Source organism: Pseudoduganella danionis (assembly GCF_009720775.1).
GTDB classification, from domain to species: domain Bacteria; phylum Pseudomonadota; class Gammaproteobacteria; order Burkholderiales; family Burkholderiaceae_D; genus Rugamonas; species Rugamonas danionis.
The window spans coordinates 255,154-273,934 of the sequence record NZ_WNKW01000003.1 but is presented as its reverse complement, the minus strand read 5'-3'; the positions used below and the strand labels follow the sequence as shown (position 1 = coordinate 273,934).

Annotated in this window: 19 protein-coding genes; 3 read left to right on the top strand and 16 right to left on the bottom strand. The window is 56.4% G+C overall.

Annotated features, from left to right (window positions below; translation table 11 throughout):
• Positions 1-74 precede the first annotated feature (74 nt).
• The 3 genes from GM655_RS12810 (at position 75) to GM655_RS12800 (ending at position 3,522) form a co-directional block, all read left to right on the top strand.
• Positions 75-1,259, top strand: coding sequence for a hypothetical protein (locus tag GM655_RS12810; RefSeq protein WP_155435067.1), 1,185 nt, complete (start codon positions 75-77; stop codon positions 1,257-1,259).
• A gap of 205 nt (positions 1,260-1,464) precedes the next feature.
• Positions 1,465-1,743: a hypothetical protein gene (locus tag GM655_RS12805; RefSeq protein ID WP_155435066.1), complete on the top strand. Its 279-nt coding sequence runs from the start codon at positions 1,465-1,467 to the stop codon at positions 1,741-1,743.
• 90 nt (positions 1,744-1,833) lie between these two features.
• Positions 1,834-3,522 carry a serine hydrolase gene (locus GM655_RS12800; protein ID WP_155435065.1) on the top strand — a complete coding sequence of 563 codons (1,689 nt, stop codon included), beginning with the start codon at positions 1,834-1,836 and terminating at the stop codon, positions 3,520-3,522.
• Positions 3,523-3,793: 271 nt separating this feature from the next.
• Here the strand turns inward: GM655_RS12800 and GM655_RS12795 are convergent, their stop codons facing one another.
• The 16 genes from GM655_RS12795 to flhD form a co-directional block, all read right to left on the bottom strand.
• Positions 3,794-4,993: an EAL and HDOD domain-containing protein gene (locus GM655_RS12795; RefSeq protein ID WP_155435064.1), complete on the bottom strand. Its 1,200-nt coding sequence runs from the start codon at positions 4,991-4,993 to the stop codon at positions 3,794-3,796.
• 48 nt (positions 4,994-5,041) lie between these two features.
• Positions 5,042-5,686 carry a protein phosphatase CheZ gene (gene cheZ / locus GM655_RS12790; RefSeq protein WP_155435063.1) on the bottom strand — a complete coding sequence of 215 codons (645 nt, stop codon included), beginning with the start codon at positions 5,684-5,686 and terminating at the stop codon, positions 5,042-5,044.
• Between the two features lie 2 nt (positions 5,687-5,688).
• A complete protein-coding gene (gene cheY, locus GM655_RS12785) occupies positions 5,689-6,078 on the bottom strand; it encodes a chemotaxis response regulator CheY (protein WP_008450066.1) in 390 nt (129 codons plus the stop codon).
• 123 nt (positions 6,079-6,201) lie between these two features.
• Positions 6,202-7,272, bottom strand: coding sequence for a protein-glutamate methylesterase/protein-glutamine glutaminase (locus GM655_RS12780; RefSeq protein ID WP_155435062.1), 1,071 nt, complete (start codon positions 7,270-7,272; stop codon positions 6,202-6,204).
• Between the two features lie 41 nt (positions 7,273-7,313).
• A complete protein-coding gene (cheD, locus tag GM655_RS12775) occupies positions 7,314-7,910 on the bottom strand; it encodes a chemoreceptor glutamine deamidase CheD (protein ID WP_155435061.1) in 597 nt (198 codons plus the stop codon).
• A 9-nt stretch (positions 7,911-7,919) separates the two neighbouring features.
• Positions 7,920-8,789 carry a CheR family methyltransferase gene (locus GM655_RS12770; protein WP_155435060.1) on the bottom strand — a complete coding sequence of 290 codons (870 nt, stop codon included), beginning with the start codon at positions 8,787-8,789 and terminating at the stop codon, positions 7,920-7,922.
• A gap of 72 nt (positions 8,790-8,861) precedes the next feature.
• A complete protein-coding gene (locus GM655_RS12765; protein WP_155435059.1) occupies positions 8,862-10,598 on the bottom strand; it encodes a methyl-accepting chemotaxis protein in 1,737 nt (578 codons plus the stop codon).
• 130 nt (positions 10,599-10,728) lie between these two features.
• On the bottom strand, positions 10,729-11,217 hold the full coding sequence (locus tag GM655_RS12760; RefSeq protein ID WP_155435058.1) for a chemotaxis protein CheW: 489 nt from the start codon (positions 11,215-11,217) through the stop codon (positions 10,729-10,731).
• Between the two features lie 20 nt (positions 11,218-11,237).
• Positions 11,238-13,457 carry a chemotaxis protein CheA gene (gene cheA, locus GM655_RS12755; protein ID WP_155435057.1) on the bottom strand — a complete coding sequence of 740 codons (2,220 nt, stop codon included), beginning with the start codon at positions 13,455-13,457 and terminating at the stop codon, positions 11,238-11,240.
• Positions 13,458-13,502: 45 nt separating this feature from the next.
• The gene (locus GM655_RS12750) at positions 13,503-13,868 is read right to left on the bottom strand and encodes a response regulator (RefSeq protein WP_155435056.1); all 366 of its coding nucleotides are present in this window, start codon (positions 13,866-13,868) and stop codon (positions 13,503-13,505) included.
• Positions 13,869-13,931: 63 nt separating this feature from the next.
• A complete protein-coding gene (locus tag GM655_RS12745; RefSeq protein WP_196308760.1) occupies positions 13,932-14,480 on the bottom strand; it encodes a chemotaxis protein in 549 nt (182 codons plus the stop codon).
• A gap of 33 nt (positions 14,481-14,513) precedes the next feature.
• Positions 14,514-15,458 (bottom strand): flagellar motor protein MotB, encoded by a 945-nt coding sequence (gene motB / locus GM655_RS12740; protein ID WP_155435055.1) that lies wholly within the window; start codon positions 15,456-15,458, stop codon positions 14,514-14,516.
• A 51-nt stretch (positions 15,459-15,509) separates the two neighbouring features.
• The gene (gene motA / locus GM655_RS12735; RefSeq protein ID WP_155435054.1) at positions 15,510-16,370 is read right to left on the bottom strand and encodes a flagellar motor stator protein MotA; all 861 of its coding nucleotides are present in this window, start codon (positions 16,368-16,370) and stop codon (positions 15,510-15,512) included.
• A gap of 132 nt (positions 16,371-16,502) precedes the next feature.
• Positions 16,503-17,204: a class I SAM-dependent methyltransferase gene (locus tag GM655_RS12730; RefSeq protein WP_229632553.1), complete on the bottom strand. Its 702-nt coding sequence runs from the start codon at positions 17,202-17,204 to the stop codon at positions 16,503-16,505.
• Positions 17,205-17,287: 83 nt separating this feature from the next.
• A complete protein-coding gene (flhC, locus tag GM655_RS12725) occupies positions 17,288-17,833 on the bottom strand; it encodes a flagellar transcriptional regulator FlhC (protein WP_155435053.1) in 546 nt (181 codons plus the stop codon).
• Positions 17,834-17,862: 29 nt separating this feature from the next.
• On the bottom strand, positions 17,863-18,180 hold the full coding sequence (flhD, locus tag GM655_RS12720) for a flagellar transcriptional regulator FlhD (protein ID WP_155435052.1): 318 nt from the start codon (positions 18,178-18,180) through the stop codon (positions 17,863-17,865).
• Between the last annotated feature and the right edge of the window lie 601 nt (positions 18,181-18,781).

The following is an 18,781-nucleotide window of genomic DNA, read 5'->3' as shown; positions in this document are numbered from 1 at the left end:
CAAGTGCCTTTGTAGTGATGTCGCTTATGTGCGGGATCGCAGGCACGAATGCACTCGCGGCACCGTATTCGTATTTGCAAAAATTGCAGGAGGCGGAAAAGCGCGCAGGCTCGCTTGCGATCTTCGGCAAAATCACGAAATTGAGAGAGGAGGAACGAGACGATCTTCTTAATCAAAAGGGTGGCGCCCTTCAATACCTGGGCACGATGCGTGCAATGGCAGGAGATGCGGATGGGGCTGCGCAAGTGTTTAGTTGGTGGAGGCAACTCAAACAACCAGAGGTCGTGAATCCTGAAGCTCGTACAGCGCTCGAGAAAGCGATTCCAGAAGACGCGATTCGAGCGATTGTACGTGCCGCCAGAACCCGACAGATAGTCATTCTGAACGAGGCGCATCATATCCCCGAACAGCGCGTCTTCGCAATGCAACTTGCGCACGAGCTAAAGAAGATTGGCTTTGAATACTTAGCGTGTGAAACCTTTGACGAGAAAATCCCAGTACCGATGCCGGATGGGCACGTGTCCACCTCCACCGGCTTCTATTCCAAGGAGCCTATGTTTGCCGCTTTCCTCCGCAGTGCTCATCAGGACGGTTGGAAACTCGTGGGTTACGATAACATGATAGGCAGTGAGGCAGCGGAGACGGCCGAAGAGAGACAAAGACTACGCGAGTTAGGAGCGGCCACAAACTTGTTTCAACGGGTTTTCGAAAAGAACATCAAAGCTAGAGTCTTCATTTACGTCGGATATTCGCATGCCTCCAAAACCCCCGCGTTCCAGTCCCCAACTACTTTTGCATGGTTGGCCGCTCATCTCAAACATCAGCTTAATACTGATCCTTTGACCGTTGACCAGTCCGCAATGTTCAGCTACGGTAACCCCAAAGCCGAGCATCCTCTCTACAGGACAGCGATTGAACAACAAAACGTTAACTCCGCTTTCGTGCTAAAGGCACCTAATGGAAATTATGAGGTGCTGTCGGATTATCGAGGTCGAATGGACATGCAGGTCTTTCACCCAGATCACTCGAAAATATCGGCCACAGGGCGCCCGGAATGGATGCAAATTGTTGCAAAGTTGAAGCCGCGACATGTACCAGCAGACCTCTTGCCTAGTTCGGGGCGCAGGCTAATACAAGCCTACTTTGCCGATGAGGGCACAGACTCAGTTCCGGTTGACATGGTCATGGTTGAGGCTGGTAAGCCTGCACCGATGCTTATGCTCCCAAAAGGCAATTTTCGCTTTAGGTTCGAAGAATAGTGAATCGCCACGAGTTCTGTAGATAATTTACAGCCTCAATCTAAGCTAATTTGAAGAAATTTTCCCTTACTTAAGCAAGGAACTGCTTGGCGGCGATTTGAGCTGATGACAATTAGAGAGCTTTGTGCTTGTTTGACTCGCTATGCTTATGTTCTAGCTGCAGACTGCGTTCGACCAATACCGGACATTTGACTTTAAATAGACTATGAGATTTCTTGAACGCTTGATGGATTGGGAAAGCACAGTTTATTTCATCGGCGCAATTACTGGACTCGGTGTTATTAGCTACATTGCCTCCAGCTGGTTTCTGGCGTTCTGGAACCACGGTAATTATGCCGTTGCCTTGATATTCTTGCTGGCTGGGATTTTGTTGGCAGGTCTCGCTTTGATTCGGAGCCCTATCGCACTTATTGCTGTGTTTGGTGGGGCCATAGTATCAGTGACGGCACTTTTCTCTGGTCATCTTGACCTATTATTGCCGTAGGCGTTGGTTCCGAATACGGCCAAAAGCCGACAGTCAAAAGACGGGTAATGACACCGTAATCCCGCCAAAAACTTGACCTTGGAGACAAATATGTTTTCTTTGCGCGTATGTTGCGTCATCTTTGGTTTAACGTCGTTGTTGGGGGCGGCTGGAAGTAAGGCACAAGACTTGCAACGACTAAAAGAAGTTGCAGATTCTCTAGCAAAGGAACAGAATTTTTCCGGCGCAGTCCTCGTTGCCAAGGGGGATAAAATTCTTCTACAAAAGGCGTACGGTGATGCGAACCGTGAATGGGCTATCCCCAATTCATCTAATACCCGATTTCGCCTAGGCTCGATTACAAAACAGTTCACCGCAGCGGCAATTCTTTTGCTGCAAGAGCGCGGAAAATTAAAACTAGATGATCAGATCAGCCGGCACATTTCCGGACTGCCGGATAGCTGGAACACAGTAACCATCCAGCAATTACTGACGCACACCTCCGGCATTCACTCTTTTACAGACCTTCCTGAGTATCGCAATATCGAGCGATTTGCGAAATCGCCCGAGGAGACTTTAGCGCCGGTACGCGAGCTTCCGTTAGACTTTCCATCAGGTAGCCAATGGAATTACAGCAACTCTGGCTATGTCTTGCTAGGAATGTTGATAGAGAAATTGAGCAATACAAGCTACGAGCAATTCGTCCAGCAAAATATATTCGCTCCTCTTGGGATGAAGGACTCTGGTTACGACACCAATGCGGCGATCATTCCGCATCGGGCTGCCGGCTACGCCGCCACGAATCTGAAATTGCAAAATGCAGAGTTTATTCACATGAGCGTTCCCTTTGCGGCCGGGGCGCTATACTCGACCACCGGTGACCTGCTGCGCTGGCAAACCGCTCTATACGAAGGTCGCCTGCTATCGCAGTCTTCAGTGCAGGCAATGACAACTGCGGTACCACCCGGTTACGGATTTGGATTAATGATTATGGACGGGCCAGAAGGAAAACGATATTTTCACGCAGGAGGAATTGAAGGTTTTAGCACTTTGAGCAGCTACCGTCCCACCGAGAAAATCAGTGTGGTCATTCTTAGCAATATCGAAAATCGGGAACTGATGTGGATCGAATTGCCATTGGCTCGTGTTTCATTGGGACAGAAGGTAATCTTACCGTCAGAGCGCAAGACGATTAGCTTGACGCACGCAAATCTGGATGAGCTTGTCGGTAAGTACGCGACGTCGGATGGGAAGTGGACTCTGGTCAGGCGAAATGCTAGCCAGTTAAGCGTGCGTTCAGGAGGGCAACCTTGGCTTCCTGTCACTGCCGAGTCAAAAGATCATTTCTTCGCGCGAACGATGGACGTACAGTTTGAATTCCACCGTACTCAGAACGGTACGGTGGATGGGCTCACCACTTTACAGTTCGGAGAAGCGCAACGCATGTCACGTATAGTTGAGTCGGATCCCGATTATGCTCATGTCCCGTTCTTTCTTCGCGGCGAAATGAACAATTGGGGGCTCAATGATGTTATGAAATCTACAGTACACAAGGTGTATAGCGTGGACCTTCAACTTAATAAAGGCCGCCATCTCTTCAAATTCGGTTCTGAGGATTTCAAAGCTATTGATTTTGGCGCTGCTAGTGGCGATGAAAGCGTAGTGCAAGGAGTAGCAAAGACACTTGAAGCGCTTGGTGAAAACTTGCAGTTTGAGGTGTCTGCATCTGGGAAGTTCCGTTTTAATCTGGATACAAATGACGTGCACGCGCCGAAATTGACCGTGACGCGACTTCCGTAAATTGCCCCAAAATTTAGTTGCTCAGCAGACTAATAATATAGCGGCGAGAGATACAAGTGTCCGAATTGGGGCGGAAGCCGCCGGTCATTTACGCGGCATCATTCCCAATTCACTGGATAACTTCTGATATCTGCACTGAGGCAGAATGACTGCTCCGATCCGGAGTGGTATCACCGATCAAGGTTATGCAAGGGTAGGTAACTGGCATTGAGCTACGGAGACTATTCAGTTTGCCCCGGAAAAGGCAGCCGATACAGCACGCAAACCCGCTTTATGCCGCCACATTCTGGGCCCAGGCCAGCGCAGCCAGATGGGCCGTGTTCACATCGAGCGGCGTCAGCTTGAGCGCTGCCGCCATTGAGGACACCAGATTCGAATTGAGTTCGCAGGCTTCGGCCAGTGCCAGATACGGGCCGTACTTGCCGTCGCGGTTGCGCAAGGCCGTGACCACGTCTTCCGGCAACTGGATATTTGCCAGCACCTCATCCATGCTGATACCCAGCAGCCGGTCCAGCAGCGAGAACATGCCGGCCACAAATACTTGCTCCGCTTCGCTCTTGCCCAGCGCCTGCTGGGCCAGCAGTTCGGCCAGCCGGCCCCGTACCACGGCCGTTTCCAGCAGCACGGGCGAATAGCCGGTGGTACTGGCAGTGGCCAGCAGCAGCGTCAGCCAGCGGTACAGCGGCGCATAGCCGAGCAGCGCGAGCGCCTGCCGCAGCGACTGGATTTCCCGGCCCGCTCCGAAGCCGGCCGAATTAATAAAGCGCAACAGCTTGTAGGACAGCGTCGCATCGCGCTTGAGCACGGCTTCGATCTGGCCCACATCGGCATTCTGGCGCACCATCTGCATCAGTTGCATGATGATGGTCTGGGCCGGATTCAGGCCCTTCTGGTCATTGCTGGGGCGCGGCGTCAGGTGCAGCTTGCCGACAAAGGCATTCAGCCCCAGCAGCGCGCAGGCATCGAAATCAGCCCAGCTGGAAACGGGACGCGCCACCATGCCCACGGCCGCATGCCGCAGCGCCGCGTAATTGCGCGCCTGATCGGCCACATCAGCGCCCGAAAACCGCACTTCCACATAACTGGCGATGGTAGGCAGGCGATTGCCGATACGCAGCAGGTCTGCATCGCGCAGCAGGATGCCCACGCCGCCCGCGCGCAAGGCTTGCACGGCCGCCAGAGTGTCAGGATGGGATAGCGTGGGCGCTTTCAGCGCCAGCACCGTATGCTGCGGCGGCAGCTGGTGCAAGGCGTCGGCCGACAGCATGGACGGCACGGCCTCAAGGAACAGCGCCTTGTCGCGCAGTAGCCAGTCGCCTTCGGGACTAACTAGCTGCTCGGCTACAAAAGCCAGCAGCAGCTCCTGCTCGGCTGGCGTGGCCGCTGCGGCCGACCAGCACAGCTCGTAACCGAGCACACGCTGGCGCGCATCGAGCAGCGGTTCACGCACTAGGAAATCAGTCTGATGCATGCTGTAGGGCCCAATGAGAGAGGCCCGCACTGGGCGGGCCGGAACTGGTCAGAAACCGAGACTGTCGAGCAGGTCATCCACCTGCCCTTGATCGGCCACCACATTTTCGCGCGTCGGGTCGATCTGCGGTCCGTTAAGCAAACCGTTATCGAGCTCCTTTTTCATCTGGTCCGGCGCAAAATCGACCAGCATCTGCACTAGCTGCTGCTCCAGATTCTGGGCGATGGCCGTGACCTTCTTGATCACCTGCCCCGTCAGATCCTGGAAATCCTGCGCCATCATGATATCCATCAGATGGGCTTTGGTCTGGCTGGTCCCCGCCGCAGCCTGATCCAGTGCCGCTATCGTCTGTTCCGCCAGCGCCCGCCATGCCGCGTCATCGGCCTGCCCGCCGGCAGCCAGCAAACCATGCCATTCGGCCTTCAGCGTACGGGCGTCGCCGCCTATCTGGTCCTGCAAAGGGCTGGCCGCATCTGTCGCGTTCAAGACCTTCTGTGCTGCACTTTCACTCAGACGCGCCACATAATCGAGTCGGTCACGGGCATCCGGTATGTCGGATGCCGCCTTCTCAATCAGTTTATCCAGCCCCAGACCACGCAAACTATCATGCAGAGTGCGGGTCATGTGGCCTATACGCGACAGAAACTCCTCATTCGGCACCATTGCACCGGCGCCGCTGTGCTGCTCCACCATCCTCAAGCTCCGAGTTTCTCGAAGATCTTGTTCAGTTTTTCATCCAGCGTAGCTGCCGTGAACGGCTTCACCACATAGCCATTGGCGCCAGCTTGTGCGGCAGCAATGATGTTTTCCTTCTTGGCTTCCGCAGTCACCATCAGCACTGGCAATTTGGCCAGAGCGGGATCGGCACGGATGTTTTGCAGCATGGTCAGACCGTCCATATTTGGCATGTTCCAGTCCGACACGACGAAATCGAACGATTCAGCGCGCAGTTTGGCCAGCGCCATCACGCCATCTTCGGCTTCGTCGACATTGGCATAACCCAGTTCTTTCAACAGATTTCGGACAATGCGGCGCATCGTCGAAAAATCGTCTACGACTAAAAATTTCATCTTTGGATCAGCCATGAATTACTCCGTTGTTTCTCTACGCGGTTGTTAATAGTGTCTGCAATTACCAGCAAGTTGTAGGATAGCATTTTCGTTGCTTGAAGGCGAACAAAGTCGCACTAAAACGTCACACTTGACATTTTATACGCGCAATGCCCGCATTCCATGTGCGGCCAGATGGCCCAGCACCATGCCCGGCAGGGCCGACAGTGCCCCGACTTCGTGGGCGGCGCCGATCGCGATGGCCTCGCGCGGCATGCCGAACACCACGCAACTGGCTTCATCCTGGGCGAAATTATGCGCGCCGGCCTGCTTCATTTCCAGCATGCCGGCGGCACCATCCTTGCCCATGCCCGTCAGGATCACGCCGACGGCATTCTTACCGGCATGCTGGGCCGCCGAGCGGAACAGCACATCCACCGACGGGCGGTGACGGTTGACGGGGTCGGCCTGATCGATGCGGGTCATGTAGTTGGCGCCGCTACGGGCCAGATACAGGTGAGAATGGCCCGGCGCGATATAGGCGTGGCCGGGCAGAATACGTTCGTTACCGGCCGCTTCCTGCACCGAAATCTTGCACAGCGAATCGAGACGCTGGGCAAACGAACGCGTAAAGCCTTCCGGCATGTGCTGGGTAATCAGAATGCCGGGGCAGTCGGACGGCATCTGCATGAGGAATTCGCGGATGGCTTCCGTGCCACCCGTGGACGCGCCGATGATGATCAGCTTTTCCGACGAGGTCAGCGGATTGCGCAGTTGCGGCAACTGGCCATGGACTTCGCTACCGGCTGTGGGCAGCGTGCGCGCACGCACGCGCGCCTTGGCAGCCGCACGAATCTTGTCAGTAATCAGGTCGGTGTATTCGCGCATGCCGGCCTGGATCGAAATCTTGGGCTTGGTGACGAAATCGACCGCGCCCAGTTCCAGCGCGCGCATGGTGATCTCGGAACCACGCTCGGTCAGCGAGGACACCATCACCACCGGCATGGGGCGCAGGCGCATGAGCTTCTCGAGGAAATCCAGCCCGTCCATCTTGGGCATTTCCACGTCCAGCGTCAGCACATCGGGATTGGTTTGCTTGATCAGCTCGCGTGCTACCAGCGGGTCGGGCGCCGTGGCCACTACCTGCATGTCAGGCTGACTATTGATGATCTCGCTCATGACGCTGCGGATCAGCGCCGAGTCGTCGACGATTAATACTTTGATCTTCATTCCATACTACTTTCCGGGCAAAAAGGCCCTTGCTACACAGATCAGAACAGATCGATCTCGCCACCCACCGGCGCCACTTTGAGGCGGCTGGCGTACTCGATTTCGCGTTTAACCAGCGTATCGTTGTGAGTCTGCATCAGTTTCTTGACCAATACCTTGCCCGTGCGGGGGAAGAAATACACTTTGCGCGGGTGCACATCGTTGAGGTCTTCTGCCACCACACGGATTTTCTCCACCTTGAGGAAATTCAGCACGAAGGCGGCATTGCGTTCGCCCACATTGATCGCCGTAAAACCTTTGAGTACGGCGCCACCGCCGAAGCACTTGGCTTCCAGATTCTCGCGCTTGGCACCGGCTTTCAGCAAATCATTGATCAGCACCTCCATCGCATACGTGCCGTAGCGGGCCGAGGCCGATACCGGGCTATTCGGCTCGCCGCCATCGGGCAGCATGAAGTGGTTCATGCCGCCCAGCCCCGTCACGCGGTCGCGGATGCAGGCTGAAACGCAGGAACCCAGCACTGTTACGATCAGCATATCCTTGTTCGTATAATAATACTCGCCCGGCAGGATTTTGGCGGCCTGACAGTCGAAGGTGCGATCGTAATAAACGTTGGTGGCAAATTGTTCGAGGTCCATGATTTCCTCTCACAGCCGGGCGGCGGCTTTTTGCGCCGCGCCACGATGCTGATCATCCAGTTCATACACGGTCTTGCCGCGCAACTTGAGCGCATCGGACACGTACAGGAAATTCTCCGAATGGCCGGCAAATAGCAGCGCATCCGGTTTCATCAGCGGTACAAAGCGGGACAGAATCTTGCGCTGGGTCGCCTTGTCGAAGTAAATCATCACGTTACGACAAAAAATCACGTCAAACTGGCCGCTGATGGGCCAGCTCTCTGCCAACAGGTTGAGTTGCTTAAAGGTGATCAGATTACGCAGTTCCGGCCGCACGCGCGCATAGCCAGCCTTGTCGCCCTTGCCACGCAGGAAGAAGCGACGTGCGCGTTCCGGCGCCATCTTGTCCAGTCGGTCCATGGCATACACGCCATTGGCGGCATGGGCCAGCACATTGGTGTCGATATCGGTAGCGATGATGTTGCAATTCGGTGTCAGCGTATTAAACGCTTCGCACACGGTCATGGCGATCGAATACGGTTCTTCGCCGGTGGAACTGGCCGAGCACCAGATATTGATGGTCTCGCGCTTGTTGCGCACATGTTCTGCCAGCAAGGGGAAGTGATGCGCTTCGCGGAAGAACGAAGTCAGATTGGTGGTCAGCGCATTGGTGAATGCTTCCCACTCGTCTTCCCCCAGCCGCCCTGCTTCCAGATCGTCGAGGTATTTGCCGAACGATTCGATGCCGGTCGCGCGCAAGCGGCGCGCCAGCCGGCTGTACACCATTTCCTGCTTGCTGTCGGCCAGCGAGATGCCGGCGCGCTTGTAGATCAGCCCGCGTACACGCTCGAAGTCCTTGGCGTGAAATTCAAATTCTTTGCTGCCTTTGGTATGCGGCATATTCTTAAATCCTTAACTCTGTCGCGAAGATGCCGTGCCAGCCGCACGCCGGTGGGCGTGCGGCCTTACTGCTTAAAACTCTTCCCACTCATCGCTCGAGGTTGCAGCCGGGGTGCTGAGTTTTTTCGGTGCAGCGGCGCGGGCAGGCGCGGCAGCAGGACGTGGCGCAGCGACGGCAGGCGCCGGAGCCGGCGCTGGTGCTGGTGCTGGTGCAGCGGCCGGACGTGGCAGTACGCGGGCGGCCGGACGACGTGCGTCCTGGTCATACGACAGCTTGAAGATGCTGACGGCCTGGGCCAGCATCTGGGCCTGCTCTTCCATGCTTTCGGCAGCGGCAGCCGCTTCTTCTACCAGCGCCGCATTTTGCTGGGTCATTTCATCCATCTGGGTGATGGCCTGATTGACTTCTTCAATGCCGTTGCTCTGCTCCTGGGTGGCGGCCGTGATTTCGCCCATGATGTCAGCCACCTGACGAATCGAAGTCACCACCAGATCCATGGTCTGGCCAGCTTCGTCCACCAGCTTGCTGCCGGCATCGACTTTCTCGACCGAGTCGCTGATCAGTTCCTTGATTTCCTTGGCCGCGCCAGCGGAACGCTGGGCCAGATTACGCACTTCCGAGGCCACCACGGCGAAGCCGCGGCCCTGTTCGCCCGCACGCGCCGCTTCCACGGCGGCGTTCAGCGCCAGAATATTGGTCTGGAAAGCGATGCCATCGATCACGCCGATAATGTCCACAATCTTGCTCGACGACGCCTTGATGGAGCCCATGGTATCGACCACCTGCGACACCACGTGGCCGCCTTTTTCCGCCACCGAGGAAGCCGTCACGGCCAGCTGGTTGGCCTGACGGGCATTGTCGGCATTCTGTTTCACGGTGCTGGTCAGTTCTTCCATCGAGGAAGCGGTTTCTTCGAGCGAGCTGGCCTGGGCTTCGGTACGGGCCGACAGATCGGCATTACCGGAAGCGATTTCCTGCGAAGCCGTCGAGATCAGCTCGGTACCGGTACGCACATCGCCCACCGTCTTGGCCAGGCTTTCATTCATGTCTTTCAGCGCTTGCAGCAGTTCACTGGTTTCATCGCGGCCTTCCACGTGCACGTGCGAGGTCAGTTCGCCCGCTGCCACTTTCTGGGCTACGGCCACGGCGCCGGCCAGCGGCACGGTAATGGAACGCGTGGTGACGGCAGCGCAGACCACGCCAATGGCAACGGCCACACCACCGATCACGAACAGCAGCACCATCAGGCCACGGTCAGCCGTTACGGAACCGGCCATCACTTCAGCCGCATTCGCTTGCTGCATCTCTACCAGTTTATTGATCTGGCTCAGAGTTTGCTGGTTAAGCGGATCGATACGGCCCGAAATCACTTTGGCCGCGCCTTCGCTGTTAAACGCCAGCACCTGGCCGATGGCTTCCTTGAAAGCCTTGTCCACGTCCGCGTCGAGCGCAGCGATTTCGGACAGGGTTTTCTTTTCCGCGTCATTCAGACCCAGAGCTTTCAGATCGCTCACGGCTTTTTCGTAGCGCGCGCGCTGATCTTTCACCTTCTGTTCTTCTTTCTGCATCAGGCTCACGTCCGATTGCAGGCCAATATTACGCATGGCTATACCGGTTTCCAGCATCGCGCTTTTCATTGTGCCGGCCAGCAGGTTCTTGCTGGTGCTCAGCTCCAGCCCCTTGGTCAGCTTGCTCTTATTGCTGTAGTTCAGGTAGTTGGTCATCAGGACCATGGCTACCAGAATCAGCAATATGGCGCCGAAGCCCAAACGCAGCCGTGCACCTATCTTGAAATCGCGTAAATTCATGTTGTTTCTCCCCTAGCTATCTATGCTGGCAGGCCGCGGTGCATGACCGGTGCCTCCCCTAATTATGAAACCTTTGCGGCGCACTCTTTTGGGCGCTTGGTGTACTTACGAACAGCAGCGACGGCGCGGTTTAGGCCGCCAACTGTTCCATTAATCCCATTTCCTCACTAGCCATTAGCTTGTCAATGTTTACCAATATCAGTATACGCTCATCAATGGTGCCCAGTCCAACCATATACTCGCTGCTGAAGGCCGTGCCCATCTCTGGCGCAGGCTTGACCTGTTCGGGCGTGAGCGTGGTAACGTCGGAGACCGAGTCCACTACCATACCCACTACCCGTCCACTGATGTTGAGAATAATTACCACAGTGAACTGGTCATACACGGGTTCGCCAAGTTGAAACTTGATCCGCATGTCAACCACGGGAATGATGATGCCGCGCAGATTGATCACGCCCTTGATGAATTCCGGTGCATTGGCGATCCGCGTGACCGCTTCATAGCCGCGGATTTCCTGCACCTTCAGAATATCGATGCCGTATTCTTCTTTGCCCAGCGTGAAGGCCAGATACTCGTGTCCGGCGATCTCCTCTGCTGCATTGCTCAGTATGTCTGCCATGTCGAAGTCCTTGACGAGAGTTAGCTAAAAATCTGTTCGTCGGCCAACTGGCGCGACGAGCGTATCAGCGCTGCCACATCGAGAATCAGTGCTACGCCACCATCGCCGAGGATGGTAGCGCCCGATATGCCCGCGACCTTGCGATAATTCGATTCCAGATTCTTCACCACCACCTGCTGCTGGCCTACCAGCTCATCGATGAACAAGCAGGCTTTGCGGCCTTCCGTTTCGATGATGACGACGATGCCCTGGCAGGGATCGGTAAACCGTGGCGTGATGTCGAACATCTGGTACAGCGGCACCAGCGGCAGGTATTCGCCGCGCACCTTGATGACCCGGCCCTTGCCACTGATTTCCTTGACGTCGTCCGGCACCGGTTGCAGCGATTCCACCACGAAGCCCAGCGGCAGAATATAGACTTCCTCGCCGACCCGTATCGACATCCCGTCCAGTATCGCCAGCGTCAGCGGCAGCGAAATCGAAATCGTGGTGCCGAAGCCGCGCGCCGAACGGATATCCACTACCCCGCCCATGGCGCTGATATTGCGCTTCACCACGTCCATGCCCACGCCGCGGCCCGACACGTCGGTAACCTGTTCGGCCGTGGAGAAACCCGGCGCAAAGATCAGCTGCCAGACATCGGCATCGCTCATGTTCTCGCTCAGCGGCACGCCGTTCTGCTGCGCCTTGGCGAGAATCTTTTCGCGGTTCAGACCACCGCCATCATCCGATACTTCGATGATGATGTTGCCGCCCTGATGGGCTGCCGACAGGAACAGCCGGCCCGCATCGCTCTTGCCGGCAGCGCGCCGCACGGCCGGCATCTCGATGCCGTGGTCGATCGAATTACGCACCAGATGGGTCAGCGGATCGACGATACGCTCGATCAGGCCCTTGTCCAGTTCGGTGGCCGCACCGTTGGTGATGAAATCGACTTTCTTGCCCAGCTTGGCGGCAAGATCGCGCACCATACGCGGGAAGCGCGAGAACACAAAGTCCATCGGCATCATGCGGATCGACATCACGGCTTCCTGCAGGTCGCGCGTATTGCGCGTCAGCTGGCTCACGCCATTCAGCAAGCGCTCGTGCTTCATCGGGTCGAGGATGCCCACGCGCTGCTCTATCATGGCCTGGGTGATCACCAGTTCGCCGACCAAATTGATCAGCTGGTCGACTTTTTCGATCGACACGCGGATAGACGACGACTCGGCTCCCGCGCCATGCGGCACAGGATGGGCTTTCTCGTCTTTCTTGGCAGCGGCCTTCTTTTCTTCTTCAGCGATCTGCTGCGGCGTCGGAGCGCTATCGACGATGCCGGCATTGGCGCGAATCTGCTCGACAGGCTGGAAGAAACCGTAGCCGCGTGCATCTTCGCTGCTGGCTTCCGCATTCGCGCGGATTTCGTCTAAGGGCTGGAAGAAGCCGTATCCGTCACCATCCTTGGCCGCAGCGCCAGCCGCGCCCTGCGGCTGCAGTTCCGTGCTATCGAAGAAGCCGTAGCCAAGTGCGTTTTCCACCTTGGCGCGCTCATCGCCTTCCAGTCTGGCCTGGGCGTCGTCGAGCGGCGGCAGCTCCGTCACCTTCATGTCGTCCGGATTGAGCACGAAGGAGCAGATCGCGATCAGGTCATCCAAGCTTTCATGCGTGGTGACCAGCATGGCATTGCGGTCTTTATCGAGCGGCGTGATCGACACATGGCCCATCAGGCCCAGCTCGGCACCGAGTGCCTGCACTTCGCGATGCGCCATGGCCGGCAGTTCCAGCCGGTAGCGTTTGCCGCCGCTGTGGTCCACTGCCTGCGTATCGGCCGTGTGGAACGAAGGCGCAATCGGCGCCATGGCCGTGACCGGCGCATCCTGCGCCAGCGATTGCAGCATCATGCGCACATTACCGACAGCATCCTGATCCACGCTGCTGCCATGGCGGTGGCCATCGAGCTGCATCTTCAGAATATCCTTGGCCGCCAGGAAGGCGTCCACATGTTCGGCCGTCAGCGGCATTTCACCCTTGCGCACGCGGTCCAGCAGGGTTTCCAGAATATGGGTCACTTCGGTCATGTCGGTGATGCCGAAGGTCGACGCGCCCCCCTTGACGGAGTGGGCGGTCCGGAACACCGCATTCAGGTCTTCCGGGTCCGGATGGTCGACATCGACGGCCAACAACAGCCGTTCCATTTCAGCCAGCAATTCTTCGGCTTCATCGAAGAAGACCTGGAAGAACTGGCTAATATCGATGGTCATGGTGATACTCCCTTGGTTACACTCAGCATGATTGCCTGCGCGGGATCAGCCTATGACCTTCTTCACTACCTCGATCAGCCGTTGCGGGTCGAACGGCTTGACCAGCCAGCCGTTGGCACCGGCCGCACGGCCTTTGGATTTCATTTCATCCGACGATTCCGTGGTCAGCATCAGAATCGGGGTTTTCTGGTAAGTCGGCAGCTCGCGCAGCAACTTGATCAGCTGCAGGCCGTCCATGCGCGGCATGTTCTGGTCGGTCAGCACCAGATCCACGGTTTGCTGCTTGGCCTTGTCCAGTCCGTCCTGGCCGTCCACGGCTTCCACCACCTGATAGCCAGCCGCCTTCAGGCTGAAGGCCACCATCTGGCGCAGGGAACTGGAATCATCAACTGCAAGTATCGTCTTGGCCATTTCTCTTCTCACTCATTAAGGTTCGGACCCGTAGTCCGGTTGATTCATATTCAGGGGCGGCGTTCAGAACAGTTCGATGTCGCCGCTCTCCAGATGCTGCTGGCTGACCGCCTTGCGCAGCACACTGCGCAATTCCAGACTCTGGACGGCCAGCGCCATGCTGACTTTGCCGAGCAGGTCGACGATCTCTTCGTTATCGCTCTCGGGCAGCATTTCGGCCCCGTGCGCACTCATGGTACTCAGGAATTCGCGCAAGCCCGTAACACGTTTGAGGGTACGGTCTAGCAACTGGCTGGTCATGTCCTGGAACTGCAAGCTGGTAATGGCGGCATTCACATAGCCGCCCACCTGTCCCTGCAACGCCGCCAGCTGGGTACGTTGCTCTGCGCTGATCTCGCCACCGGCCAGCAACTGGGCGATGGTGGCCTGTTCCGCTTCGACCGCCTTGTGGATGGCCATGAAATTGAAGGACAATTTTTCGATGGCTTCTTCCAGCAGCAGGCCGGTCTGGATCAGATCCGTCTCTACTTCCGTCAAATGCTGGCGCCCATGGTCAGCCACGCCCGACATGAGGCGTTTGACATGCGAACCCAGTATCTTTTTTCTCGTCATAACTGTCTCTTTGATGCGCTATCCCGGCCGCGCTTATTTGCGCACCGGGGGAACACCGCGCGCTGGTGGCGCTGCAGCGGCCGCTTCTTCCTCCGCCCCGACTTCTATCTGGCGCACGCCATCGCGTAGCACGCTTTCCTCGGTACGTTTATTCATCACCAGTATGCTGATCCGGCGGTTGATCGGATTGAACGGATCAGCTTTATCGAGATTGTTGGCTGAAGCCAGTCCGACCACACGCAATACCTTGTTATCGGCCATGCCACCGGCGATCAGCTCGCGACGCGAGGCATTCGCCCGGTCAGAGGAGAGTTCCCAGTTACTATAACCGTTGACACTCAGAAACGGTGTCGAATCCGTATGACCGGACAAGCCAATCTTGTTTGGAACATCATTGAGTACGAAGCCAATTTCGTGCAGGATCTCGCGCGTGTACGGCTGCAGGTCGGCCTTGGCCGAAGCAAACATCGGCCGGTTCTGCTCGTCCACGATCTGGATGCGCAAGCCTTCGCTGGTAATATCGAGCAGCAGCTGATCCTTGTACTTCTTCAGCAGCGGATTGGCTTCGATCTTGTTCTCGATCTTTTCCTTCAGTGTAGCCAGCCGGGTGCTCTCTTCCGCTTCCAGCGCCGCCTTGGCCTGCTGCAGGCTGACCTTCTTGGTCGCGTCCTGATCGTTGCTGGCTTTGACCTGACCATCCTGCCGCGTAATATCCTTGCCGCCGCCCTTGATGACGGACGAGCTGTCACCGGCCGCGCTACCACCCGACATCGCCACCTTCAGCGGCTGCTTGAAATACTCGGAAATCCCGGCCAAATCGCCCTTGGCGGTCGAGCCAAGCAGCCACATCAGCAGGAAGAAGGCCATCATTGCCGTCACGAAGTCGGCATAGGCAATCTTCCAGGCGCCGCCATGGTGGCCGCCAGCGTGCTTCTTAATCTTCTTGACGACAATGGGCCGTAAGCCTTCTTCAGCCATACCAGCTCCTTACCCCATATTCTGCAATGCCAGCCATGCTCAAGCTGCCGCTCACTTGGATTTCGATTTCTTGATGTGATCCTCCAGCTCGGCGAAGGTCGGACGCTCGGTCGAATACAGCACTTTACGGCCGAATTCCACTGCCAGCGCGGGCGCATAGCCGTTCAGGCTGGCCAGCAGCGTCACTTTGACGCACTGGAACATCTTGCTCGATTCGTCCAGCTTCTGCTCCAGCAGGCCGGACAGCGGACCGACGAAACCGTAAGCCAGCAGAATACCGAGGAAGGTACCAACCAGCGCGTGGGCAATCAATATCCCCAGTTCGGCCGGCGGCATCCCCACCGATTCCATGGTGTGCACCACCCCCATCACCGCTGCCACGATACCGAAAGCCGGCATACCGTCGCCCAGTTTGGCAATCGCATGGGCCGGCACCGCACCTTCGTGGTGGTGGGTTTCCAGTTCCATGTCCATCAGATTTTCGATCTGCATGGCGTCCATATTGCCCGACACCATAAGACGCAAGTAGTCCGTCATGAATTCGACGATGTGGTGATCCGCCAGCACGCTCGGGTATTTGCTGAAGACCGGGCTCTGCTCGGGATTTTCAATATCGCCTTCGATCGACATCAGGCCTTCTTTACGGACTTTGGACAGCACATCGAACAGCAGCGACATCAGCTCCATATACAGGTCTTTAGTATAGGGCGAGCCTTTGAGGACGGTTGGCAATGCAGCCACCGTGGCTTTCAGTGCCTTGGGCGTGTTACCGACCATGAATGCGCCGACGGCACCGCCGCCGATCATGACCAGTTCCAGTGGCTGGAACAGCGCAGCAAGGTGACCGCCGGACATGGCATAGCCACCGAACACGCCCACGCATACCACTACATAACCAATAATGACTAACAAGTGCCCCGCCTCCCTAGAGTGAAACCGGCAGTGTGCGCAGCAATGTGGCGGCCGATTTCAGAAAAATTTACATATAGAACTACAATAACTCGTCTCTAGGGGCGCGGGCAAGAGAATAACGCTAAATGATGCTTAAAAGTACCATATGTAAAGTGGCTTACCGGTCTCTGTGGCGTAGATGGTCTGATCGGGCGGCTGGCCCTCGATAGCAAATTCGTAGCTAAGCAACATACTACCCGGCTGCATCTCGGCCGAGCACTTGCGCCACAGGGCCGTCATGGCGGCCGGCGACAGATAGGCGAATACGAGCTGAAACTGCGCAAAATCAAGTTTCTCGTAATCGCCTAATATAAAGCGTGCGCGACTACCGCTCAGCAAGGCGCGCAACCGGCTGTACAGCCATGGCAGCGGTGCCAGCTCTATGCCCACGCACTCGACTTGCGGACGCTGGCGGGCCAGATACATGACCAGCCCGCCCAGGCCGCTACCTATGTCTATCATGCGCAAAGGCTGATCGGCCGGTAAAACTTGACGTACAGCATCCCAGATTTCAGGCGTGGAAGGATAGTAAGGCACTTGCGTGCGAAAGGTGGACCAGTACCAGCCCAGCGACAGCAGAAATGCCAGCAAGAATAGCCAGGATGGCAACTGCAGCGCTAGCGCCAGCATCAGCGCAGCGGGAAACAGTAGCTGTATCCAGCGCCACCAGCGCGCCAGTCCGAGCCGCCAGGTCAGCAGACCGGCCCAGCCACCCTGCAGCAGGACGGCACTGTATTCATTCAGAGGGAAATGCAGGCGTGCTAATAAATAGATGGTCAGCAAAGTCAGCGGCATGCTGACGCACTGAATAAGCAAAGCGCGTATGGCGGGAGCCCGCCCTACGCGCTGCAGATAGGAAGTCGGAGGTGTGGTGGGCGTCACGCGGCCAGCTGGTCGGCGTCGCGGGCTTTCTTGGTCTTGCCGGCGCGCGAAGGCATGTGGCACAGGCCGCAGACATAGCTGCCGTGCAGGTCCATGCTGTTGACCACGAATTTACCCTGGCATTTGCCGCAAGGGGCCAGTTCCAGCATTTTGCTGCTGAAGAAACGGACCAGCGTCCACGCGCGCGTCAGCGACAGCAGCGGCTCTTCGCCCGGTTCTGGCGGCATCTGTTCCAGATACAGCTTGTAGGCTTTCATCACGGCTTCGATGCCGGTGGCGCCTGCATGTTCGGTCAGGAACTTGTGGATGTTCATGAACAGCGAGGAATGGATATTCGGCTGCCAGGTCAGGAACCAGTCCGTCGAGAAAGGCAGCATGCCTTTCGGTGGCGATACACCACGCAGTTCTTTATACAGCTTGAGCAGGCGTTCGCGCGACAGCGACACTTCCGACTCCAGCAATTGCAGACGTGCACCCAGTTGGATCAGTTCGATGGCCAGCTGAATTTCCTGGGCTTCCGATACGACGCTTTTCTTGCTCATGATCTGGGCTCCGCTGCAAAGTTCTGTAATTACGCGATTTCTTCAACTGGCTGGCCGGCCATCAGGATGGCGGCGTGCGACTGGGCCAGTACGCGGTCTTTATTGTAATTGGTCAGCATCGACAGGATGGCGCTGTCATCGAAGCGGAAGCGGGCCAGCATCATGTTGCCGCCTGCCAGTTTCAGAATCTGTGCGTTGCTCATGCCTTCGATCAGATCGGCGATCTCGGCAGCGATACCCAGGCGGAAGATTGCGGTGACTTTATCAGCGCGGATCATTTGCTGGGCCAGCATCAGGTAGCTCAGGTTGGCGTCGCGAATTTCAGCCATCATATCGTTAGCGGTCATTTCCTTCTCCTCGTCCGTTATCTGCACTGCGGAAACACATTTGCGTTTCCAGTGAGATACATTCTGCGTGAGCAACAAAAAACGGAGTAGTGGACAAACTCCGTATTTTTTTCCAGGAAATGACGAACGCGACCAGTCGGTGTTTGTCTTACAAACACTCGCCGATCACTCATCTACGCCCTTGCAGCGTAGGAAAATTGCGGTTTTTGATCTTCAAAAAAAGTCCTGCTCTGAAATAAAAACTGCGTTTCTAGCGACTCTTTTTTGCTACATCTAACCCTGTTACGGCAGCTTTTTTTGGAACTTTAGGGTTTTCGCGAAAATTTTTTAAATTTTTTTCGTTTATTTTTACCTACTCACTCCAACTGCCTGATGACCCTTTTCTGCTCATCATGAAAAGGGTAACGGCAGAGTTTTGGAGAACTTTAGGGTTTTTTTGAAAAAAATCGAAAAATTTTTAAAAAAGTTTAGAAACCTAGGAAACATGCGGCTTCCAGCCCTGTTTTCGCCCTGTTGCAGGGTATGCGGAGGGCACAGAAAAGCACTTTTTACCTGTTACACTGGCATCCTTGGCAATTTATTGAAGCCAAAAGTATCGTCC

What these genes read in the sequence shown, in the direction of transcription:
- cheY (WP_008450066.1), bottom strand. Translation starts at nt 6,078, where the DNA reads ATGGCTGATCCAAAGATGAAATTTTTAGTCGTAGACGATTTTTCGACG.
- GM655_RS12745 (WP_196308760.1), bottom strand. Translation starts at nt 14,480, where the DNA reads ATGACGAGAAAAAAGATACTGGGTTCGCATGTCAAACGCCTCATGTCG.
- cheA (WP_155435057.1), bottom strand. Translation starts at nt 13,457, where the DNA reads ATGACCATCGATATTAGCCAGTTCTTCCAGGTCTTCTTCGATGAAGCC.
- motB (WP_155435055.1), bottom strand. Translation starts at nt 15,458, where the DNA reads ATGGCTGAAGAAGGCTTACGGCCCATTGTCGTCAAGAAGATTAAGAAG.
- cheD (WP_155435061.1), bottom strand. Translation starts at nt 7,910, where the DNA reads ATGGACCTCGAACAATTTGCCACCAACGTTTATTACGATCGCACCTTC.
- GM655_RS12730 (WP_229632553.1), bottom strand. Translation starts at nt 17,204, where the DNA reads ATGCCGCTGACTTTGCTGACCATCTATTTATTAGCACGCCTGCATTTC.
- GM655_RS12770 (WP_155435060.1), bottom strand. Translation starts at nt 8,789, where the DNA reads ATGCCGCATACCAAAGGCAGCAAAGAATTTGAATTTCACGCCAAGGAC.
- flhD (WP_155435052.1), bottom strand. Translation starts at nt 18,180, where the DNA reads ATGACCGCTAACGATATGATGGCTGAAATTCGCGACGCCAACCTGAGC.
- GM655_RS12800 (WP_155435065.1), top strand. Translation starts at nt 1,834, where the DNA reads ATGTTTTCTTTGCGCGTATGTTGCGTCATCTTTGGTTTAACGTCGTTG.
- GM655_RS12750 (WP_155435056.1), bottom strand. Translation starts at nt 13,868, where the DNA reads ATGGCCAAGACGATACTTGCAGTTGATGATTCCAGTTCCCTGCGCCAG.
- cheZ (WP_155435063.1), bottom strand. Translation starts at nt 5,686, where the DNA reads ATGGTGGAGCAGCACAGCGGCGCCGGTGCAATGGTGCCGAATGAGGAG.
- flhC (WP_155435053.1), bottom strand. Translation starts at nt 17,833, where the DNA reads ATGAGCAAGAAAAGCGTCGTATCGGAAGCCCAGGAAATTCAGCTGGCC.
- GM655_RS12760 (WP_155435058.1), bottom strand. Translation starts at nt 11,217, where the DNA reads ATGGCAGACATACTGAGCAATGCAGCAGAGGAGATCGCCGGACACGAG.
- GM655_RS12795 (WP_155435064.1), bottom strand. Translation starts at nt 4,993, where the DNA reads ATGCATCAGACTGATTTCCTAGTGCGTGAACCGCTGCTCGATGCGCGC.
- GM655_RS12780 (WP_155435062.1), bottom strand. Translation starts at nt 7,272, where the DNA reads ATGAAGATCAAAGTATTAATCGTCGACGACTCGGCGCTGATCCGCAGC.
- GM655_RS12765 (WP_155435059.1), bottom strand. Translation starts at nt 10,598, where the DNA reads ATGAATTTACGCGATTTCAAGATAGGTGCACGGCTGCGTTTGGGCTTC.
- GM655_RS12805 (WP_155435066.1), top strand. Translation starts at nt 1,465, where the DNA reads ATGAGATTTCTTGAACGCTTGATGGATTGGGAAAGCACAGTTTATTTC.